Raw genomic sequence first — 20,909 nt, forward strand, 5'->3', positions numbered from 1 at the left:
TCCTCCTTACTTCGGGTAGCAGGTCTGCACGTAGTAGCCCCGGGGGTGCTTCGGTATCCCCGGCCCCTTCGGTGCCCTGACCAGCTTGATGTAGAAGCCGTTGCCCGCGGCCGTGGGCGCCCGGTTCAGCCTGGTCCCGTCGGCGTAGTACACCGTGCCGAGGGACTGGTCCTTCGGCCCGTAGTACCCCGTCCAGTCCAGCTCGTTCTTGTTGCCCCTGAGCCACCTGCTGATCATGCCCGCCTTGTCGGCCAGGGCGGCGTCGACGACGGCCTGGGCCGTGGCCTGGTCCTTGAACACGCTGTTCGGGGTGTCCCGGCCGTTGTTCTTGCGTGTCTTGTCGACGGCCTTGGCCTCGGCCGCCGCCCGGTCGGGCCGCACATGGTCCTCGAGGGTGTGCGCCTGGCCGGGGAACTTGGCCTCGTCGAACACGATGTCGTTGCAGTTGTGGACCAGGACCGGAGTGCTCCCCGCCACCGCGTAGAACGTGTGGAGGCCGGACACCGTCAGGTCGTACACCGTCCGGGGCGCCCGGGCGTCTCGGTCGAGCACCGCCGCCACCGTACGGACCGTTCCGTCGGAGGTGCGCAGGCTGTCACCGGCGCGCAGGTCGGACGCGAGGGTCCAGTCCCGGCCGGTGACGTAGAAGCGGTGGCCCGGTGTGCTCGTCAGACGCCCGCCGTCGGCCAGGGTGATGTCCAGCAGATCCTCGGTCGGGTGCGAGAACGTGCGGGTGACCGGCTCGGCCTGGGTGCGGCCGGTGAGCGGGTCGGTGGCCAGGAGCAGGTCGCCGAGGCGCACCTCGCGGATCGTCTTGCGGCTGCCGTCGGCCAGGACCACTTCGGTCGTGCCGGGGAAGCTGTTGATCCTGCACGCCGTACGCGCGTCCTCGTACGCCTTCACGCTGCGTTCGATCTGGGCCAGCGTCTGCGGGTCCACGTCCAGGGCCTTCAGGGCCTTGAAGGCGTCGGCCACGCCGACCCCGGTCTTCATGGCGGCGTCCAGGGCACGGATCGCCTCGGCGGCCTTTTCGAACACCTTGCCCGGGATGAAGTTGGACGCGAACCAGGCGCAGCCGACCTTGTCGCCGTGGTAGCAGCGGACGGCGTCGCCCAGCACGATCTCGTACAGGACCGCGCCGACGGTGTCGCCGAAGAGGGCCTGCCAGCCGATCCGGGTGATGTCACCGGCGCTGAAGTGGTGGGTCCACTCGCTCTTCTGGTTCTTGAGGACCTCCGTCTTGAGGAAGACCGTGTCCTCCGCCGGGCAGCCGGAGGCCGTTGCGGGGACATCCGGGTTGGAGCAGAAGTAGTAGCTGACCGTGATGTCGACGTGCAGCTCGTACGTCACCGTGCAGCCCTGCAGCGTGTAGTCGCACTTGTTGAGCTGCTTGGCCGGGGCGGCGTCGGTCATCTTCTCGATGACGTAGAAGACACCGCCGACACCGGTTCCGGCGCCCGCCTGGACCTGCCCGTTCGCCTCCTTGCGCTCGGCCGAGTCGGCCGCCTGCTGTGCGGAGTCCGCGTACTTCTGCGCGTCCTTCGCGGCCTGCTCGGCCAGGGTGGCCTCGGCGTCGGCGCGGTCGGCCGCCGCGCGGGCGTCCTTGGCCGCCTGCTCGGCCTCGGAGGCCGCGGTACGGGCGGCTTCCGCGTCCAGGGCTGCCTGGTCGGCGGAGGAACGGGCCTCGGCCGCGTAGCCCTCGGCCCGGCCGGCCGCCTGGTCGGCCGCCGCCGCGTCGGCGGTGGCCTGCCGGTCGTAGTCGATGGTGCGGGCCAGTGAGGCCTGTGCGTCCGCCGCGTACTTGGCCGCCTCGGCGGCGTAACCCAGGGCCTCCTTGGCCGACTTGCGGGCGTTCGCCGCGAACCCGGCGGCCTCCGCGGCCAGCGTGTAGGCAGCCTTCGCGTCGCCGGTCGCGGCCGCGGCGAGGCTCGCCGCCTGGTCGGCGTTCTTCTGCGCGTTGGCGGCGTGCGCCTCGGCAACGGCCTGCTGCTGTTCGGCGATCGACTTCGCCGACTGGCCCGTCAGGACGACGAGACCCGCGGCGGCGTCGGTGTCGACGTACGGCGAACCGAGCTGGACCGCGTCGTTGGCCGGCGCGGCGACCTGCTGCGCCGAGGCGCCGGCGTCCGCCGCGGCCTGCGCGGTGGTGTAGGCGTGCCCGGCCGCGTCGGCCGCTCCCGCGACCGCCTTGGCGGCCTCGGCCTTCGCCGCGTCGGCGTGGGCCTTGGCGTTCGCCGCGTCCTTCTCCGCGTCGTCGGCCAGCTTGACCGCGGTACGCGCGGCGGTGGCGGCGGTCTGGGACGCCTTGATGGCGTCCGCCGCCGCGCTGGTCGCCGTGCGCACCGCCGCGTCCGCCTTCAGCTTGGCGGCCTGCGCCTCGTCCGCGGCGGACCGGGCCCGCTTGGCGGCGGCCTCCGCCCGGGTGGCGGCGGCGTCCGCGTCGGCCGCGGCCTGGGTCGCCGCGTTCGCCTCGGCGCGCGCCGACGTGGCCGCCGACTCCGCGTCGTCGGCCGCCTGGTCCGCCTGGTCCGCCGCGGCGCGGGACTCCTTGGCGTCGGAGTCCGAGTCGTGCGCCTCGGCGTAGGCGTCCTTGGCGTCGGCCTTGGCGCGGGCGGCCTCGGCCTTGCTCTCGGCGTCCCACGCGTCGTCGCGCTTGCCCTTGGCCCGGTCCCGGGCGGCCTCGGCGTCCTGGCGCTTGGCACGGGCGGTGGACTCGGCGGTCTCCGCCCGGCCCTTGGCCTCGGTGGCGGCCGTCGCGTAGCCCTGGGCGTTCTTCTTGTGCTGGGCTGCCTCGGCCTGCTTGGCGGCGGCGGTCTCCTTCTCCGCCTTCGCGGTGGCCTCCTCGGCCTCCGCCGCGAGCCGCTTGGCGTGCGCGGTGGCGGCCGCGGCCTTCGCGTCGGCCTCCGCCTTCTGCGTCTCGAGGAGCTTGGACTTCGCCAGGTCGCGGGCGGCCTTGGCGTTCTGCGCCTGGACGGCGGCGGCGTCGGCGGCGGCCTTCGCCTGGGCGCGGGCCTCGTTGGCGGCGGCCGTGCGGAACGCCGCCTTCGACTGGGCGGCCTGCGTCAGGGCGCGGGCGGCGATGGTCTCACTGTCACCGGCGGCGGCCTTGGTCGCGGCGTACGCCGTGTCACCGGCCTTGGCCAGCGCCTCCAGCGCGGCGGACGACGCCTTGGTGACCTGCGCCTTCTGCTGTCCGACGAGCAGGCCGCGGCCGCGCGGAGCGCCCGCCTTGTCGGCCGTGGCGTAGGCGGCCTGGGTCGCGGTGTCCGTGTCGGCCGCGGCCTTCTTCGCCACGGCGGCCTGGGCCTTGATCAGGTCGAGCTGCTTCTTCGAGGCGGCCTGGGCGTCCGTGACGCCCTTCTTCGCCTTGTCGAACTGGGCCTTCGTCGGGTAGTCGAGGTCGTCGGTGCCGTTGTGACCGGAGGGGACGACGTCGAACTTCTGCGGGTCCTTGCCGGTGCAGTCCCACATCCGGCCGTCCCGGCTGTTGGTGTAGTCCGCCAGGTCGAGGCAGTTGCCGGTCGCCGGGTGGTACAGCCGGGTGGTCCCGTGCGTGCCGTACTCCCAGTTCTGGGACGTGCTGCTGCCGCAGGTGGAGATCTGCACGGCCGTGCCGTTGGCGTTCGCGCCGCCCTTGACGGTCAGGCACTTGCCCGAGTTGGGGTTGACCAGGTGGTCGCCGGAGATCTGCCACTTCTGCCCGGCGCTGCCGTTGCAGGTGTAGATCTGCACGGGCGTGCCGTTGTCCTTCTTGCCGCCCGCCACGTCCAGGCACTTGTCGGTCGCGCCGTGGGCGTGCACCACGAACGGGCTGTCGCCGATCCAGCCGGGACCTCCCGCGGACCAGTAGTCCTGCCAGCGCGTCAGATGGTCGGCGATCCAGGACTGGCCGAGCATCTCGCCCAGCGCGGAGGCGCCGGCGGCCAGGGACTTGGTGGCGTCACGGCTCGCGTCGAGTATCTGGTTGCGCTGGGTCGCCTGGGCGGCGATCTCCTGCTGCCACTCGGCGGAAGCGGCCGCGACCTCCTTGCCGAGGACCTTGTTCGGGTCGGCCGGGCTGTGCCAGTCGCAGGACGCGAACCGGGTCTTCAGGTCCTCCACCGCGACGCGGTACTCCACGCTGCCCGGTTCGGGCGCGGTACGCGGGAAGCCGCCGGAGGAGAGGAAGATACGGGCGTCGTCGGCCCACTGCTTGTGCATGAAGACGCGGTCTTCCCACGCCCGCTGCTCGGCCAGCGCCCGGTTCCACTCGTCACGCGGCAGGCTCGGGTCCGGGTCCTTGCCGTAGAGCGGGGTGCCGAGGTCGGTGACCGCCTTGGCCGTCACCTCGTCCGCCTCGGGCGTCGGGTCCTCGTAGTAGTCGCCCTCGCTCTTCCACCACTGGGCTCCGAGCCAGGGAGTGATGCCGACCTGCTCGAAGTAGTCCTTGCCGCCTCCGGGCAGGCCCGGAGGGTCCGTGAAGTCGGCGACGCTCTTGAAACCGCCGGGGTAGGAGAGCCCGGACAGGGGCTTCTTCCATTCCTGGAGGCGTCCGTAGAGGTTGATCTTGTCGATGTCGTCGCGGTCCTTCTGGAACGCGCCGCTCAGCGGAGTGGAGTTCCAGTACTGCCGGTCCGCCGCGGTGTGCAGCCTGTCCGGCGTCTGGTTCAGCCCGTCCTGGGCGATCGCGTACATGGCCGGGCCGCCCATCCGCAGTACCTCGGTCATGAGGCACTGATCCTGGCGCAGCTGCTCGGCGGCCTTGGCGTCGAAGCCGTCGTAACTGTCTCCCCCGTCGGCGACGGTGGCCATGTCGTCGGCCGCGTACCGGCCCAGCAGGTCCGGCTGGACGGCGAGACCGCCGATCAGGGCCACGGCCACGGCCGAGGTCACGGCCGTCGTCAGGGCGGAGGCGAGTGGTCCGGATCGTGCTGATCCGGGCCTGATGAACCCTCGTCTGGGGCGCAAGGAAGCATCCCTTTCATCGCATGTGGGCAACCGGGGGTCGCCCGTGCGGCAGGGCATGCGTGAAGAGCCGGCTCGCGGCATGACGAACGGTCTGTCTCTCCCCGTGGCGACGGTGTCCCCCCGGTCGCCTGTCGTCGCGCACGATGACGGAGTGGTCGGCTCCGCCGGGCGCGGCGATCACCATAGGCAGATGTGACGGGTTCCGGACAAGAGTGTTCGGCGAGATGTGCGGAAAACGTGATGAGGGAACGGGGTCCGGGCGGCCCCGAGCAGCACGAAGGCCCCGCCGCTGTACGCGACGGGGCCTTCGCCCACATGGGATGTCGTGGAGATGGCGGGAATCGAACCCGCGTCCAACGGTGCGGAACCAGGGCTTCTCCGTGTGCAGTTCGCTGTGATTTTCTCGGCCCCGGCGATCACGCGAACAAGTCGCCGACGGGCCCAGTCACTGTTTGATTTCCCTCTTCACCCCGTGACCGGGATCAAGGTTTAGTCCCCTAGCTGATGCCAGGATCCGGGTCGGGAACGAGCCCGGGCTGACACTCCCATGAAGGAGCTAAACGATCACTACCTGATCAGGCAGCGAGAGCGTAGAGCTCGGGAGAATCGCTCTTGGAATTGGCGATTATTTTTTTCGGCCTGTGGTTTACGAGATCATGGCCGCTTTCTCGACACGCTTCCCCTGCTTCGACAGCCGCTGTCGAAACCGATCATCCCCATGTTGATTTTTCAATCGCTGCACCCTCGGTGGGGTGCGATCCCATCGTACGTGACCAACGCACGCGGATGCCACCGTATTCCCGCCGACCGTGCGACAGGGAGGAGGCGGGCGGCGGCTACCCGTCCCGCTGCTGCCGCTTAGCCGCCGCGATCGCCCGGTCCGTCTCCCGGCGGTCCTGCTTCTCCCGCAGGGTCTGCCGCTTGTCGTACTCCTTCTTGCCTCGCGCCAGCGCGATCTCGGCCTTCGCCCGGCCGTCCTTGAAGTAGAGGGCGAGGGGCACGATCGTGTGACCCGTCTCCTCCGACTTGACCGCCAGCTTGTCGATCTCCTCGCGGTGCAGCAGCAGCTTGCGCTTGCGGCGCGCGGAGTGGTTCGTCCAGCTGCCCTGGCTGTACTCGGGGATGTGGGCGTTGAACAGCCACGCCTCGCCGTCGTCGATCTGGACGAAGCCGTCGGTCAGCGAGGTCCGGCCCTGACGCAGCGACTTCACCTCGGTGCCCGTGAGCACGAGCCCGGCCTCGTAGGTGTCGATGATCGCGTAGTCGTGCCGGGCCTTCTTGTTCTGGGCGACGATCTTGCGCTTGCCGCCCTTCTCGCCGTCCTTGGACTTGCCGGCCGCCCCGCCCTGCTTGGGCTGGGACTCCTTCGGTACGTACATTCCCTTGCTCATAGTGCCGCCATTTTCGCACCCCGAGGGGGTCGGAGGGAAAGCCGATTACGCGAGGTCCGGGACGGGCTCAGGACGGGTCCCCGAGACCGCCGAGCACGGTCTCGGCCCGCTCCAGCGCCCCGTCCGTCACGTCCAGGTCGGGTGTGATGCCCGTACCGTCGACGGCACGGCCGGAGGGAGTGCGGTAGTGGCCGACGGTGAGCTCGGCGACCGAGCCGTCGGGGAGTCTGCTCGGCATCTGCACCGAGCCCTTGCCGAAGGTGCGCGAGCCCACGACGACCGCCCGGCCCCGGTCCTGGAGGGCACCGGTGAGCAGCTCGGCCGCGCTCATGGTGCCGCCGTCGACGAGCGCGACGAGGGGGCGGTCGGTGTCGCCGCCGGGCGCGGCGTGCAGGGCGCGCTGGTCGCCGTCCACGTCGTACGTGGCGACCAGGCCGCCGTCGAGGAAGGCGGAGGCGGTGGCGGTGGCCTCGGAGACCAGGCCGCCGGAGTTGCCGCGCAGGTCCAGGACGATCCCGGTGCCGGCGGGGGCCCGCCGCACGGCGCTGCGGACGGCGTTGCCGACCCCCCTGGTGAACGCGGAGATCTTGATGACGCTCGCGCCGTCGGAGAGCCTGCGGACGGTGACGGAGTCCGTGGACAGCAGGGCCCGGCGCAGGGTCTCGGTCCACGCGCGGGTGCCGCGCTCCAGGCCGAGGGTGACGGTCGTCCCCGCGGGCGCCTCCATGGCGTCACCGCGCAGTAAGGAGACGACCTCGGTGACGGGACGGCCGTCGACCCGGTGGCCGTCGATGCTGCGCAGCCGGTCGCCGGCGCGGATCCCGGCCCCCGCCGCGGGCGAACCGGGCCGCACCTCGGTCACCTCGATGCGCCCGTCCCGCTCGCGCCGCGCCCACAGGCCCACGCCGGTGTAACGGCCGTCGAGGGAGTCCTCGAACTCCTCGTACTCACCGGCGGAGTAGACGGCGGCCCAGCGGTCCCCGCTGCGGCTCACCGCGCGTTCCGCCGCGTCAAGGGGGGACTTGCCGACCGCGGCGGCCTCCTCGGCCGCCCGTGTCACGTCCGAGGAGCGCCCGGTGGACGCCTCCCGCGTCTCACCGGAGGCGGCGCGGCGGCCGTCCCCCGGCAGCGAGCCGGTCGCCGCACCGGCAACGAGCACACTCGCGAACACCAAGGTCAGGGCGGCCCCGCGGCCGAAACGGCGGGGCTGACAGAACAGGTCACGGCCTGACATGGCGGTGAGTCTAGGGGAACGGGGAGGGGCCGCACGGTCGCTCGACCGTACGGCCCGGGGGGTGTGCGTCACACCTTCAGGTACTTGCGCAGCGCGAAGAACGCCGCCAGGGCCGGCATCAGCAGGCTGGTGGCCAGGATCAGCGGAAGCTTCGTCAGGACCGCGTCCCAGCCGATGAAGTTGATCAGGTTGAGCTTCTCGGAGAGCGCCAGGCCGTTGTCGATGATGAAGTAGCGGGCGAGCACCAGGAAGCCGCAGGCGACCGTGCCGCCGATGAGCCCGGCGACGGCGGCCTCCGCGATGAACGGCGCCTGGATGTAGAAGCCGGAGGCGCCGACCAGCCGCATGATCCCGGTCTCACGCCGACGGCTGAACGCCGAGACGCGCACGGTGTTGACGATCAGCATCAGCGCGACGACGAGCATCAGCGCCATCACCGCCCGCGCCGCCCAGTTCATGCCGTTGAGCAGCCCGAACAGGTTGTCCAGAATGCCCTTCTGGTCCTGCACCGACTGCACCCCGTCCCGCCCGTCGAAGGCGGTCGCGATGACCTGGTACTTCTCCGGGTCCTTCAGCTTGATCCGGTACGACTCCTGCATCTGGTCCGGGGTGAGCGAGGCGGCCAGCGGCGAGTCGCCGAACTGCTCCTTGTAGTGCTTGTACGCGTCGTCCTGCGACTCGTACGTCACCGTCTGGACCACCGACATCTTGCCGAGGTCGGACTTGATCTGCTTCTTCTGGTCGTCGGTGACCGCACCCTTGGCGCAGTTGGGGTCCGACTCGGCGTCGCTCTTGTTGCAGAGGAAGATCGAGACGTTGACCTTGTCGTACCAGTAGCCCTTCATGGTGCTGACCTGGTCGCTCATCAGGAGCGAGCCACCGAAGAGCGCCAGCGACAGGGCGACGGAGACGATGACGGCGAAGGTCATCGTGAGGTTGCGGCGGAGACCGACACCGATCTCGGAGAGTACGAACTGGGCACGCATGGCGTGTACTTGAGGCCTTTCCGGGAACGTCTGCGGGCGGTCAGTGCTGGTAGCCGTAGACGCCGCGCGCCTGGTCGCGGACGAGGCGGCCCTTCTCCAGCTCGATGACGCGCTTGCGCATCTGGTCCACGATGTTCTGGTCGTGCGTGGCCATCACGACGGTCGTGCCGGTCCGGTTGATCCGGTCGAGCAGCTTCATGATGCCGACGGAGGTCTGCGGGTCGAGGTTGCCGGTGGGCTCGTCGGCGATGAGCAGCTTGGGCCGGTTGACGAAGGCGCGCGCGATGGCGACGCGCTGCTGCTCACCACCGGACAGCTCGCCCGGCATCCGGTCCTCCTTGCCGCCCAGCCCGACGAGGTCGAGCACCTGCGGCACGGACTTGCGGATCTCGCCCTTCGACTTGCCGATGACCTCCTGCGCGAAGGCGACGTTCTCCGCCACCGTCTTGTTGGGCAGCAGCCGGAAGTCCTGGAAGACGGTCCCCAGCTGGCGGCGCATCTGCGGCACCTTCCAGTTGGAGAGGCGCGCGAGGTCCTTGCCCAGCACGTGCACCTGACCGTGGCTGCACCGCTCCTCGCGGAGGATCAGCCGCAGGAAGGTGGACTTGCCGGAGCCGGAGGACCCCACGAGGAACACGAACTCGCCCTTCTCCACCTCGAGGGAGACATCCCTGAGTGCGGGGCGGGTCTGCTTGGGGTAGACCTTGGAGACGTTGTCGAATCGGATCACGGGTGCACCACGGGTCGCCGGGGGTAGATGAGCGTGACCATACGCGAACCGGGTGTGCGAGCGCAGGCGCCGGGAGCCGTTGCGGGAGGCTTGTGCCTTTTTGTACGGGACTTTGTACGGGAGTTTGTGCGGGCCCCTCTTCGAACGGGCCGCGCGGGCTTGCCGCGAACCTGGCAGAGTGGAGGGGGAACGTTCTCGGCTTCGTGAGCGTTGTGTACGTGGAACCGGCGCAAGGAGGGCGAGCGCATGACGTACGACCGGCTGGTGTGCGCTAACTGCGCGGCGCCCGTGAGCGAGGGCCGGTGCCCTGTGTGCCGTGCGAACCGCGAGCGGCTGCAGCAGGAGAGCTTCTTCGCGGGGCTGAACCCGATGGCGCTGATCGCGCTGCTGGCGGTCCTGGTGGCGGCGGTGGCGCTGCTGGCCCACCAGACCGCGTAGACCGCGGGCCTACGACGCCGAAGGGGCCCGGAGCCGATGAGCTCCGGGCCCCTTCGCGTTCACGTCATGTGACGTCCCGCACGGGAGTGGCTACCGTCAGGCAGCGGCCCCGCCGCGGCCCGCGACGAGACGCGGCAGCACACGGAAGCCGACGCCGCCGGCGATCATCGTGGCAGCGCCGATGATGAGGATCGTGGTCTCGCCGGCACCCGTCTCGGCGAGCTCCCCGCCGCCGCCCTGGGCGGTGGTGTCGGAGGCGGTGTCCGAGGTGTCGGTCAGCGCGGAGCTGCCCTCCTCCTGAGTGGAGGTGCCGTCGGTGTCGGTGCCACCGGTGGCGGAACCACCCGTGGTGGAGCTGCCGCCGTTGTCACCGGAACCGCCGTTGTCGCCCGAGCCACCGTTGTCACCGGAGCCACCGTTGTCGCCCGAGCCACCGTTGTCACCGGAGCCACCGTTGTCACCGGAGCCACCGTTGTCGCCCGAGCCACCGTTGTCGCCCGAGCCACCGTTGTCGCCCGAGCCACCGTTGTCACCGGAGCCACCGTTGTCGCCCGAGCCACCGTTGTCGCCCGAGCCACCGTTGTCACCGGAGCCACCGTTGTCGCCCGAGCCACCGTTGTCACCGGAGCCACCGTTGTCACCGGTACCACCGTTGTCACCAGTGCCGCCGTTGTCACCGGGGCAGACAGCGATCGGGCACGGGTCGTCGCCGTCCTGCGTGGTGACTTCGATGTCGCCGGACGTCGAGACAAGCCCGCTGAGGCCACCCTCTTCACCGGCGGCCGAAGCGACGCCGGCGACCGTCAGCGAGGCACCCGCGGCGATCACGGCGCCGGCGGCGATGCGCGCGACCCGGATCCGCGTCTTCTTGGTCATATGGTTGCTACCCCCAGTAGCTGATCGTCGATGAGGCCGCGCTCGGGACAGTGATCGACGGAGGTAGCAAAGATGTAGCTGAAGCCCCCCGGTTCACATGCGCCCCAGAGATACGCATGCCACACTGCACCTTCCCGATTTTTCAAAGCAACGTCAAGGCCGTTGCGCACGCAATGTCCAAGTCAGGGCGCTTTGCGTGATGTCAGAGCTGTGAGTGTGATGTAAAACCCAGACATCGGGGGGAGTTGGGCCACGCAAAAAGGCAACCGCCCCTGACGCAGGGGCGGTTGCCTTATCGACAAACCTACTTCTCTTGCTGCTTGCGCCAGCGAATTCCGGCTTCCAGGAATCCGTCGAGCTCACCGTTGAACACGGCCTCGGGGTTGCCGACCTCGAACTCCGTACGGAGGTCCTTGACCATCTGGTACGGGTGCAGGACGTAGGACCGCATCTGGTTGCCCCAGGAGTTGCCGCCTTCGCCCTTGAGCGCGTCCATCTTGGCCTGCTCCTCCTGCCGGCGGCGCTCGAGGAGCTTCGCCTGGAGGACGTTCATCGCGGTCGCCTTGTTCTGGATCTGCGAGCGCTCGTTCTGGCAGGAGACGACGATGCCGGTCGGGAGGTGAGTGAGCCGCACCGCGGAGTCGGTGGTGTTCACGCCCTGGCCGCCGGGCCCGGACGACCGGTAGACGTCCACCCGCAGCTCGGACTCGTCGATCTCGATGTGGTCGGTCTGCTCGACCACGGGAAGCACCTCGACCCCCGCGAAGGACGTCTGGCGGCGTCCCTGGTTGTCGAAGGGCGAGATGCGCACGAGACGGTGCGTGCCCTGCTCGACGGAGAGGGTGCCGTAGGCGTAGGGCACCTGCACGGCGAAGGTGGTGGACTTGATGCCCGCCTCTTCGGCGTACGACGTCTCGTAGATCTCGGTCTTGTAGCCGTGCTGCTCGGCCCACCGCAGGTACATGCGCTGGAGCTTCTCGGCGAAGTCGGCGGCGTCGACGCCACCGGCCTCCGCGCGGATGTTCACGAGCGCTTCCCGGGAGTCGTACTCCCCGCTGAGAAGCGTGCGGACCTCCATCTCGTCCAGCGCCTTCTTGACGGCGGCGAGTTCGGTCTCGGCCTCGGCCCGGGTGTCCGGGTCGTCCTCCTCCTCGGCCATCTCGAACAGCACCGAGAGGTCGTCGATCCGGCCGCGCAGAGCGTCGGCCTTCCTGACCTCGGCCTGGAGGTGGGAGAGCTTGCTGGTGATTTTCTGCGCCTCGTCCGGGTTGTCCCACAGGGACGGCGCGGCCGCCTGCTCCTCGAGCACGGCGATGTCTGCCCTCAGCTTGTCGAGGTCCAGAACGGCCTCGATCGACTCCATGGTCGAGGAGAGGGACTTGAGCTCTTCGGATACATCGACGACTGCCACGCCTCCAGCGTAACGGACCCTCCCTCCCGGCCCGCCCGCGCGCACGGTCAGGTACCGGCCCAGGTGATCCAGTGGGTGATCCGGCCCGTCCGCCGTGCGCGGACGAGGCCCGTTCCGGGCCCGAGCGGGGGACCGGGGGCGGCAGCCCCCCTCGGGGCGAAGGGGCGGAGCCTCCGGCCGGCCCCCTCACGGCGATGCCGGCGCCGAGCTCCCCTTGTCCTGCGGCGAAGCCCCCGCGTCGTCTCCCGAGGTCGCCGCCCACGTCCCGACCCCCACCGCCGCGGCCAGGACCACCGCGGCCGCGCCCAGCGTGATCCGCCGGCGCCGGGTGGCGGCCCGGTTGCGTGCGGAGCCCGGACGGGGCGCGCCCGCCGCCCGCGGAACCCGCGCCGTTCCGTGCGCGCCGCCCGCCAGCTCGTCCGGCGCCGGCACCCGCATCGACGTGTGCGTGTCCCGGTTGGAGTCCGGCTTCGCCCCGGGGACCAGGGGCACCGCGCCCCGCCGTACCCGCCCCCCGGAGGGCGCGGGAGGGGACGCCGCCGATCCCGTCTCCGCGGTCTCCGCGCCCCCTTCCTGCGCCGCCTCCGTGTCCGGCTCGTCCACGTCCAGCGGCGGCATCCCGGCCAGTGTCGGCAACTGCTCCCGCAGCCGCGACGCCAGCTCGGACGCCCGCAGCCGCGAGGCCGGCCCCTTCGCCAGGCACTGCACGATCAGCTGCCACAGCTCGTCGGGGATGCCGGGCAGCGGGGCGACCGTCTCCGTGACGTGCCGGCGCAGCACCGCGCCGGGGTGACCACCGCCGAACGGGGTGAAGCCGGCCAGCAGCTCGTACAGCACGGTCGCCAGCGCGTAGATGTCGACCGAGGCCCGCGGCGGCAGCCCCTCCACGATCTCCGGGGCGAGGTAGTCCGGGGTCCCGATGATCTTCGTGGCGCGGGTCCGCTTGGGGGTGTCGATGAGTTTCGCGACCCCGAAGTCGGTCAGCAGCGCCCGGTGCGAGCCGCCGGGGCCGAGCGGTCCCTGCATGTCCAGCAGCACGTTCTCCGGCTTGACGTCCCGGTGGACGACCCCGGCCGCGTGCGCCGCGGCCAGCCCCTCCGCGACGTCGGCGACGATCGCCACCGCGGCCTCGGGCGCGAGCCTGCGGTCCCGGTCGAGCCGGGTGCGCAGGTCGGTGCCCCGGACCAGGTCCATGACCAGTGCCAGGTCGTTGCCGTCGACCACCAGGTCCCGTACGGAGACCACGTGGGGGTGCTCCAGCCCGAGCAGGGCGGTGCGCTCCTGCACGAAGCGGCCCACGAGCTCCTCGTCGGAGGCGAGGTCCTCGCGCAGCAGCTTGATGGCGACCGGCCCGTCCGGTCCCTCGCCCAGCCACACCGTGCCGGCGCTGCCCCGTCCCAGGATCTGGTGGGCGGTGTACCGGCTGCCGATCTTCCGTGCCAAGACTGCTCCTACCGACGCGTGTTGCCGACAAAAGTACGCGTCCGAAGAGCCAACCTTCACCGCGGAGACGGAAATCACCCGCCAGAAGTCGACAAGTCCACAGACTCACGGCCGGGGACCGGCGGCGGTCAGGATTTGCTGCCGCCCGCTCCGTCCACGGCACTGGCCAGGTCGCCCACCCAGCTCGTGAACTCGCCGAACCAGTGGCTGAGCTCCCCCCACCAGCTGCGGCCCGTGCCGATCCAGCCCTGCAGCGGGCTGAACTCCCAGATCAGCCAGCCGGCCACGAAGAAGATGACGATCGTGAACAGACAGCCCTTGAGGCAGCCGAGCCCGGGGATCTTCATCGGGTTGGCGCTGCGCTGCCTCGGCTCGCGCGGCTCCCGGGGCTGCCGCGGCTCCGGAGCGGGCCGCTGCGGCTGGGGCTGGTGGCGCTGGGGCTGCTGCCGCTGGGGCTGCGGCGGGGCGTACTGCTGGGGCTGCTGCTGCGGGGGCGCGTACTGCTGCTGCGGCTGCTGCTGATAGCCGTATCCGCCCTGCTGCGGGCGCTGCGGCGGCTGCTGCGGCCGGGCGACCTGCCGCTGGGGGCGGCGGCGCAGCGGGTCCTCCCCGGGGTCGAGGTACTGCTGGACCTGCGTCTGCTCGTTGCGGTCGCGGGCCGCCCGCAGCTGGGTCTGCCAGGGATGCGGCTGCTCGGGCTGCTGCTGTCCGGGCTGGTGCGGCGGCACGGGCGGCATCACGGCCGTCGGGTCGGCCGCGCCCGCCGGGGCGCCGGTGTGCGGCAGGACCGCGGTGGGGTCGGCCGCGCCCGCGGGTGCGCCGGTGTGCGGAAGCACGCTGGTCGCCGCGTTCGGGTCGTACGCCCCCGCGGGCGCCCCCGATCCGGCGCCCGGCACCTGCGCGGGCGCCGGGTCCGGGGCGAGCAGGTGGACGACGCCCTCGGCGGCGGCGATCTGCATCGAGTTGGCGTGCACGCCGATGCCCTCGGCGACGATCCGCAGACCGCGCGCGAGGTTCTCGGCGCCGGGCCGGTGCTCGGGGTTCTTGCTCAGGCAGCGCTCGATGACCGTCCACAGCGGGTCGGGGACGGTGGAGGGGCGGCGCGGCTCGGCGCTGAGGTGCTGGTGGAGCACTTCGAGGGCGGAGCCGCCGGAGAACGGCGGACGGCCGGTGACCAGCTCGTACAGCAGGATGCCGGCGCCGTAGATGTCGACGGCGGAGGTCTGCGGGCGGCCCTCGGCGGACTCCGGCGCCACGTACGCGGGCGTGCCGACGAACTCGCTGGTCCGGGTCAGGCCCGGGGAGTCGGCCAGTCGGGCGATGCCGAAGTCGGTGAGCATCGGGTGCATCTGGCCGCCCTCCTGCTTGAGCAGGACGTTGGCCGGCTTCAGGTCGCGGTGCACCACGCCGTCGGCGTGGCTCGCGGCGAGCGCGTCGGCGACCTGGGCGGTGAGCAGGGCGGCGGCGACGGGCGTCAGGGGCCCGCTCTCGCGCAGGTAGCGGTGCAGGTCGGGGCCGTCGACGAGGTCCATCACGAGGGCCAGCAGATCGCCCTCGACGACCAGGTCGCGGACCCGGACGATGTTGGGGTGGGTCAGGCGCAGCAGCACGGACCGCTCGCGCAGGAACCGCATCACGACGTCGGGGTCGCTCGCGAGCTCCTCCTTGAGGACCTTGATCGCGACGGTCTCCCCGGGCTGGCCGGGCACGGCTGCCTCGGCGCCCGCTGTCTCGCGCTGGCGGGCTCGCCAGACGGTGCCCGTGGCGCCGCGTCCGAGCGGCTCCTCGAGCAGGTACTTGCTGCCGACTGGCCGCACGTCACGCGCTCCCTGCTGCTTGCTTGGCTGCTTGCTTGCCTGTTCTGGCTGTGTTCCGACCCACTGTAGTGCCGTGCTCCCCGTACTGGGCTGTCCTCTTCCTATGGGCCTTACGTACGGTTACGTGCCCTCTCCCTCGCCTGTTCGAAGGAAAGACGCGCACCCCGGTCCGCGGGTTGCCGGAGCCGGGCGTGACCGATCTCAACTGATCGTCGGATGATCGCCGACGGTGCCATGGTCAGGCACTTTTGCGGGCAGAGCCGACCAATCAAGATCACTTGTCCTCGGGTGGTGGGCGGATTGTCAGTGACAGGTGCGAGGATGCCTGCAGTACTGGCCGATGTGCTCGTGTGGGGTGGGGGGTTGTCCGCGCCCGCGCAGAAGGGACCGCTGACGGCGATGCAGATCCGGCTGACCGTCGTAGACCCGCTGGGCCCGCATGCGGACGCACGCGGCCGCGCCGCGAGCTGCGACGTACTGGTCACGGCGCCCGCCGGCACGGCCCTGGCCGCGGTGGCGTCCGCCCTGGCCGCGGCGGTCTCCGGCGAGGGCGCCGGGGGCGCCTCCGTCGTCCTGTACGCGGGCGCGGAGCGGCTCGACACCCAGCGCTGCACGCTGGGTGAGCCCCCGCTGATCGACGGCGCCGTGCTGTCCGTGGGCGCCCCGGCCGATCCCGAGCCGCATCCCGAGGTCGACGACGCCCCGGCCCGGCTGCACGTGGTCGCGGGCCCGGACGCGGGCGGGGTCCATCTGCTGCACGGCGGCCAGGTCCGCGTGGGCCGCTCCGCCGACGCCGAGGTCCCGCTCGACGACCCGGACGTCTCCCGCCTCCACTGCGCGGTGACGCTCTCGCCCGACGGCCGCGCCACGGTCACCGACCTCGGCTCCACCAACGGCACCACCCTGGACGGCATCCGCGTCCAGACCCGCCCCGTCCGCCTCGTCCCGGGCGCGCTGCTGCGGATCGGCGAGTCGGCCCTGCGGCTCGCTCCCCCCGGCGGCCCGGGGGCGCGGGTGGCGACGACCCCGGACGGCGAGGGGCACGTACGGGTGCCGTGCGGCGGCACGGCGACCGAGGGCGCGGTGCCCCCGGGTCCCGCCGCCGCGGGCGGCGAGCACACACGCGAAGCGGGTCCCGGCCTCAGGGGGACGGGCACCCCGGGCGCGTCCCCCGCGCGCGAGGCGGACGCCCGGCCGGGCACGAACACCGGCGGGACGGACCCGCGGGACGCCGTCCGCCCGCGCGTGACCGGCACCGGCCCGGACGCGGGCGCCGGCGGCGCGGCCGTCCGGGGCTCCGCCCGCGTGCCGGGCGCCCGCGCCGCCGACGCGCGCGAGAGCGGCGACGGGAGCGGCACCGGCGATCCCGCCCCGCCCCACGGCCGGACCGGCCACGCCTACGGCACCGCGGACTGGAGCGGCTCCACGGCCGCCCGGTCCGAGCGCGCCCACACCGTTGGCGAGGGCCCCCTGGTCCCCGGCCAGGCGGGCGCACCGCACATCGAGAGCCACCGGGACACCGGCGGGACGCGGCCGTCGGCGGACCGCCGCACCCCGCCGCCGTCGCCCCCCTCCGGCAGCACCTCCGCACCGGGCACCGGCCCCTCCCAGGACACCCACGCCGCCCTGGGTCCCTTCGCACCGCCGTACGCCGACGGGCCGTACGACGACGTGCGGGGCCCGCACACCCCGGACGCCGGCCCCGACGCGGTGTTCCCCGCCGCCTCCCGCCGCAAGGGCACCCCGCTGCGCGGCACCGACGTCCCGCCCGGTGTGCGCCGGCGCGGCGGTCTCTCCGCGTGGGCGCGGCGGCTGGCGGGCGGGCGCGGCGGCGCGCAGGACGACCCCGGCGCCGACGCCTACGACGACGACCTGCCCGGAACGCGGGCGCAGCCCTCGGCGCTGCCCGCGCCGGCGCCGGAGACCTGGCCGGACCCCGCGGCGCTGCTGCTGACGGCCCTGGCCCCGGGCCCCCGGCTCTGGGAGCGCGGCCCGGGTCACCCCGAGGCGCTCACGGTCCGGCTCGGCACGGCGGACCGGGCGGCGCCCGACGGCTCGGGCCTGCTGCCCGCCGTACCGGTGACCGCGGGCCTGCGCGAGGCGGGGGCGCTGGGCCTGGCCGGTCCGCGCCCGCGCCTGTCGGGGCTGGCCCGCGCCGTGCTGGCCCAGCTCGCCGCGCTGCACTCCCCGGACGCCCTGGAGATCGTCCTGATCAGCACGGACCGCGCGCGGGGGGAGCAGGAGCGGGCCGCCGAGTGGTCCTGGCTCGGCTGGCTGCCCCATCTGCGCCCGGGCCACGGCCAGGACTGCCGCCTGCTGCTCGCCTACGACCACGACCAGGCCGCCGCCCGCACCGACGAGCTGCTGCGCCGCCTGGAGGACCACCCGCCGGCCGGCGGCCCGGCGCCCCGCACGGCCCACCGCCCGTCCTGGGCCCGGGCCGACGACGCGGGTGCCGGCTTCCCGGGCCCCTTCACGGTGGTCGTCGTGGACGGCGATCCGGGCGGCGCCGATCTGCGGGAGGCGGTCACCCGGCTGGCGGTGGCGGGACCACGGGCCGGCATCCATGTGCTGTGCCTGGCCGAGACGCCCGCCGCGTCCCCGGCCTCGCCGGTGACCGAGACGTACGAGGCGGCCTGCGCGTCGGCGCCCGCGTTCCGCGCGTGCGGGGCGGTCGCGCTGCTCAGCGGGGACGTGGCGACGGCGCTGCGGCTCTTCCGGGTCGCGCCGGAGGGCGACGGCAGGTCCGGTCCGGTGGGAGCGGGCACGCTCGCCGCCGTGGACGCGGTCTCGCTCGCCTGGGCCGAGCGCTTCGCACGCGCCCTGGCGCCGCTGCGCCCCGACGGCGGCGGCGAGCGGCACACGCGGGTGTCGGCGCCGCTGCCCCCCTCGGCCCGTCTCCTCGACGAGCTGGGCCTCGCCCGTGCCACGCCCGCGTCCCTGATGGCCCGCTGGGCGGACGCGGCCGACGATCCCGAGGCGCTCGGCGGCCGGGCCTGGGCCGTGCTGGGCGCCGGACCGCGCGGCCCGGTCGCCGTGGACCTCGCCGCCGAGGGCCCCCATCTGCTGATCGAGGGCCCGTCCGGCAGCGGCCGTACGGAGCTGCTGCGGGCGGTCGTCGCCTCGCTGGCCGCCGCCGAGCGGCCGGACCGGCTCAGCGTGCTCCTGCTGGACGGCCGCGACACCGTCGGCAAGGGCACCGGCGGCCACGGCGACGGTCTGCGCGTCTGTACGGACGTACCGCATGTCACCGGCCATCTGACCGCCAACGACCCGGTCCGGATGCGGGAGTTCGCCCAGTCGCTGAGCGCCGAGCTGAAGCGGCGGGCCGAACTGCTGGGCCTCTCCGACTTCGCCGAGTGGCACACGCACCGCGCGGTCTCCGGCCGGATCGTCCCGCAGCGGACCCCGAAGATCCCGCCGTCCCCGGGGGCCGGCGCCGCCGACCTCGACACCCCGCCCAGCTCCACCCTCCGGCTGCGGCCCTCGGCCGCCGCCCGCCGGGAGACCGAGGTGCCGCCTCCGCTGCCCCGTCTCGTGGTGGTCGTCGACGACCTCGACGCGCTCGTCTCCCCCGCCCTCGGCTCCCCCGGCCGGCCCGCCGCGGGGTCCGTCATGCGCGCGCTGGAGGCGGTGGCCCGGGAGGGTGACCGGCTCGGTGTGCACCTGGTGGCGGCGACCGGGCCCTGCGGCCGTACGGCGGAGTCGGAACCGGCCCGCCGTTCCACCGTTCGGATCAGTCTCGACGCGCCGGGTCCGGGCGCCGACGAACCGGCGCCCGGCCGGGGCCGCCTCAAGGGCGCGGACGGCCGCCTCACCCCGTTCCAGGGCGGCCGCGTCACGGGCCGTATCCCCCGGACGGCGACCCTGCGCCCCACGGTGGTGCCCCTGGAGTGGCAGCGCATGGGCGACCCGCCCACGCGCAGGCCGGTCCGCGAACTGGGCAACGGCCCGACGGACTTGGCCCTGCTGGCCAGCGCGTTGGAACGCGCGGCGGCCACCGGCAGGCCCCGGTCGGGGCAGCCCAGCGCGTCCGGCGCCTGAGGAGCGGGGCCCGTTGCGGGCCGAAGGGGTCCGGGGCGGCGCTCCCCGGACCACGCCCGCGCGAGGAAACCCCCGCCCCGCAGTCACGACGCGGTCACGATCCCCCGCTTGACACGCTTCGCGCCCTTGCCGACCTCTGGCACCCGGCGTAGACCAGTGCCACGGGACAGCGCTCGAACGTTCGACGAGGAACGAAGAACGGGGCAGTGATGCGCAGGACGAGCAGCACCATCCGGACACGCAGGACCGTGAAAGCCGCCGCCACGCTGCTGGCGGGAGCCCTGGCGCTCTCGCTCACCGCGTGCGGCGACGACGACAAGAGCAGCGGCAACGGGAGCGCGACCGGAACAGAGGACTCCGGAAGCACCGTCACCCTCCCTGAACTGAACGGCACCACACTCGAGGTCGCCGCCGTATGGACCGGCACCGAGCAGGCCAACTTCAAGAAGGTCCTGGCGGAGTTCGAGAAGCGCACCGGCGCGAAGGTCACCTTCGTGCCCGCGCAGGACCCCATCATCAACTTCCTGGGCTCGAAGATCGCGGGCGGCGCACCGCCGGACGTGGCGATGCTGCCCCAGCCCGGCGCGATCAAGCAGGCCGTGGACAAGGGCTGGGCGAAGCCGCTGGGCGGGGACGCCACCAAGGAGCTCCAGAAGAACTACGCGCAGGGCTGGCAGGACATCGGCAAGGTGGACGGCAAGCAGTACGGCGTCTACTACAAGGCCGCCAACAAGTCGCTGATCTGGTACAACGCGCAGGTCTTCGAGAACGCGGGCGCGAGTGAGCCGAAGACGTGGGACGAACTGCTGGACACCGCGCAGACGGTGTCCGACTCCGGCGTCACGCCGTTCTCGGTCGGCGGGGCCGACGGCTGGACGCTCACCGACTGGTTCGAGAACGTCTATCTGTCCCAGGCGGGCCCGGAGAAGTACGACCAGCTCGCCCAGCACGAGATCAAGTGGACGGACCCCTCGGTCAAGGAGGCGCTGACCACGCTCGCCCAGATCTGGGGCAAGACGGACTGGATCGCGGGGGGCGCGAACGGCGCCCTGCAGACGGAGTTCCCGGCGTCGGTCACCCAGACCTTCACCGGCGGCGACCAGCCGAAGGCGGGCATGGTCTACGAGGGCGACTTCGTCCAGGTCAACATCGCGGACACCAAGGCGAAGGTCGGCACGGACGCCAAGGTGTTCCCGTTCCCGAAGGCCGGCGACACCGCGCCGGTGGTCTCCGGCGGTGACGCGGCCGTCATCCTGAAGGACTCCAAGGGCGCGCAGGCGCTGGCGACCTTCCTGGCCTCGCCGGACGCCGCGGAGATCCAGGCCGAGCTCGGCGGCTACCTCTCGCCGAACAAGAACGTGGACATCTCCGCGTACCCGAACGAGGTCCAGCGGAGGATCGCCAAGGCGCTGATCGCGGCGGGCGACGACTTCCGCTTCGACATGTCCGACCAGGCCCCGCAGGCCTTCGGCGGCACGCCGGGCAAGGGCGAGTGGAAGGATCTGCAGGACTTCCTGAAGAACCCGTCGGACGTGGCCGGCATCCAGAAGAAGCTGGAGTCGGACGCGTCGGCGGCGTACGGGAACTGACCC

12 protein-coding genes and 1 other RNA gene are annotated in these 20,909 nt (G+C 72.5%); 3 read left to right on the forward strand and 10 right to left on the reverse strand.

The features are described 5' to 3' along the window. Positions 1-6: 6 nt before the first annotated feature. The 6 genes from ACFY30_RS35615 to ftsE all read right to left on the reverse strand — a co-directional run bounded on the left by ACFY30_RS35615 (position 7) and on the right by ftsE (position 9,288). Complete coding sequence (locus tag ACFY30_RS35615; protein WP_390849271.1) at positions 7-5,004, reverse strand: ricin-type beta-trefoil lectin domain protein; 4,998 nt, start codon at positions 5,002-5,004, stop codon at positions 7-9. 266 nt (positions 5,005-5,270) lie between these two features. Then, positions 5,271-5,665: a transfer-messenger RNA gene (gene ssrA / locus ACFY30_RS35620) on the reverse strand. Positions 5,666-5,783: 118 nt separating this feature from the next. Next, positions 5,784-6,326 carry an SsrA-binding protein SmpB gene (gene smpB, locus ACFY30_RS35625; protein WP_390849315.1) on the reverse strand — a complete coding sequence of 181 codons (543 nt, stop codon included), beginning with the start codon at positions 6,324-6,326 and terminating at the stop codon, positions 5,784-5,786. Between the two features lie 79 nt (positions 6,327-6,405). After that, on the reverse strand, positions 6,406-7,572 hold the full coding sequence (locus ACFY30_RS35630) for a S41 family peptidase (RefSeq protein WP_390849272.1): 1,167 nt from the start codon (positions 7,570-7,572) through the stop codon (positions 6,406-6,408). Positions 7,573-7,640: 68 nt separating this feature from the next. Beyond that, entirely contained in the window at positions 7,641-8,558 is a 918-nt protein-coding gene (gene ftsX, locus ACFY30_RS35635) for a permease-like cell division protein FtsX (RefSeq protein WP_390660233.1), read from the reverse strand. 40 nt (positions 8,559-8,598) lie between these two features. Then, positions 8,599-9,288 (reverse strand): cell division ATP-binding protein FtsE, encoded by a 690-nt coding sequence (gene ftsE, locus ACFY30_RS35640; protein ID WP_030943440.1) that lies wholly within the window; start codon positions 9,286-9,288, stop codon positions 8,599-8,601. Positions 9,289-9,534: 246 nt separating this feature from the next. Between ftsE and ACFY30_RS35645 the strand changes: the two genes are divergently transcribed. Next, positions 9,535-9,726, forward strand: coding sequence for a hypothetical protein (locus ACFY30_RS35645; RefSeq protein ID WP_390849273.1), 192 nt, complete (start codon positions 9,535-9,537; stop codon positions 9,724-9,726). A gap of 96 nt (positions 9,727-9,822) precedes the next feature. Here the strand turns inward: ACFY30_RS35645 and ACFY30_RS35650 are convergent, their stop codons facing one another. The 4 genes from ACFY30_RS35650 to ACFY30_RS35665 form a co-directional block, all read right to left on the reverse strand. Next, positions 9,823-10,602, reverse strand: coding sequence for a hypothetical protein (locus ACFY30_RS35650; protein ID WP_390849274.1), 780 nt, complete (start codon positions 10,600-10,602; stop codon positions 9,823-9,825). Positions 10,603-10,906: 304 nt separating this feature from the next. Next, on the reverse strand, positions 10,907-12,013 hold the full coding sequence (prfB, locus tag ACFY30_RS35655; RefSeq protein WP_390849275.1) for a peptide chain release factor 2: 1,107 nt from the start codon (positions 12,011-12,013) through the stop codon (positions 10,907-10,909). Between the two features lie 186 nt (positions 12,014-12,199). After that, positions 12,200-13,456 (reverse strand): serine/threonine-protein kinase, encoded by a 1,257-nt coding sequence (locus tag ACFY30_RS35660; RefSeq protein WP_390849276.1) that lies wholly within the window; start codon positions 13,454-13,456, stop codon positions 12,200-12,202. A 128-nt stretch (positions 13,457-13,584) separates the two neighbouring features. Beyond that, on the reverse strand, positions 13,585-15,273 hold the full coding sequence (locus ACFY30_RS35665) for a serine/threonine-protein kinase (RefSeq protein WP_390849277.1): 1,689 nt from the start codon (positions 15,271-15,273) through the stop codon (positions 13,585-13,587). Between the two features lie 399 nt (positions 15,274-15,672). Here ACFY30_RS35665 and ACFY30_RS35670 point away from each other — a divergent pair, with 399 nt between their 5' ends. Continuing rightward, a complete protein-coding gene (locus ACFY30_RS35670; protein ID WP_390849316.1) occupies positions 15,673-19,317 on the forward strand; it encodes an FHA domain-containing protein in 3,645 nt (1,214 codons plus the stop codon). 209 nt (positions 19,318-19,526) lie between these two features. Further along, positions 19,527-20,906, forward strand: a complete 1,380-nt coding sequence (locus ACFY30_RS35675) for an ABC transporter substrate-binding protein (protein ID WP_390849278.1) — start codon at positions 19,527-19,529, stop codon at positions 20,904-20,906. Positions 20,907-20,909: the final 3 nt, after the last annotated feature.

The sequence above is a fragment of the Streptomyces sp. NPDC000345 genome (assembly GCF_042898825.1).
Lineage (GTDB): Bacteria > Actinomycetota > Actinomycetes > Streptomycetales > Streptomycetaceae > Streptomyces.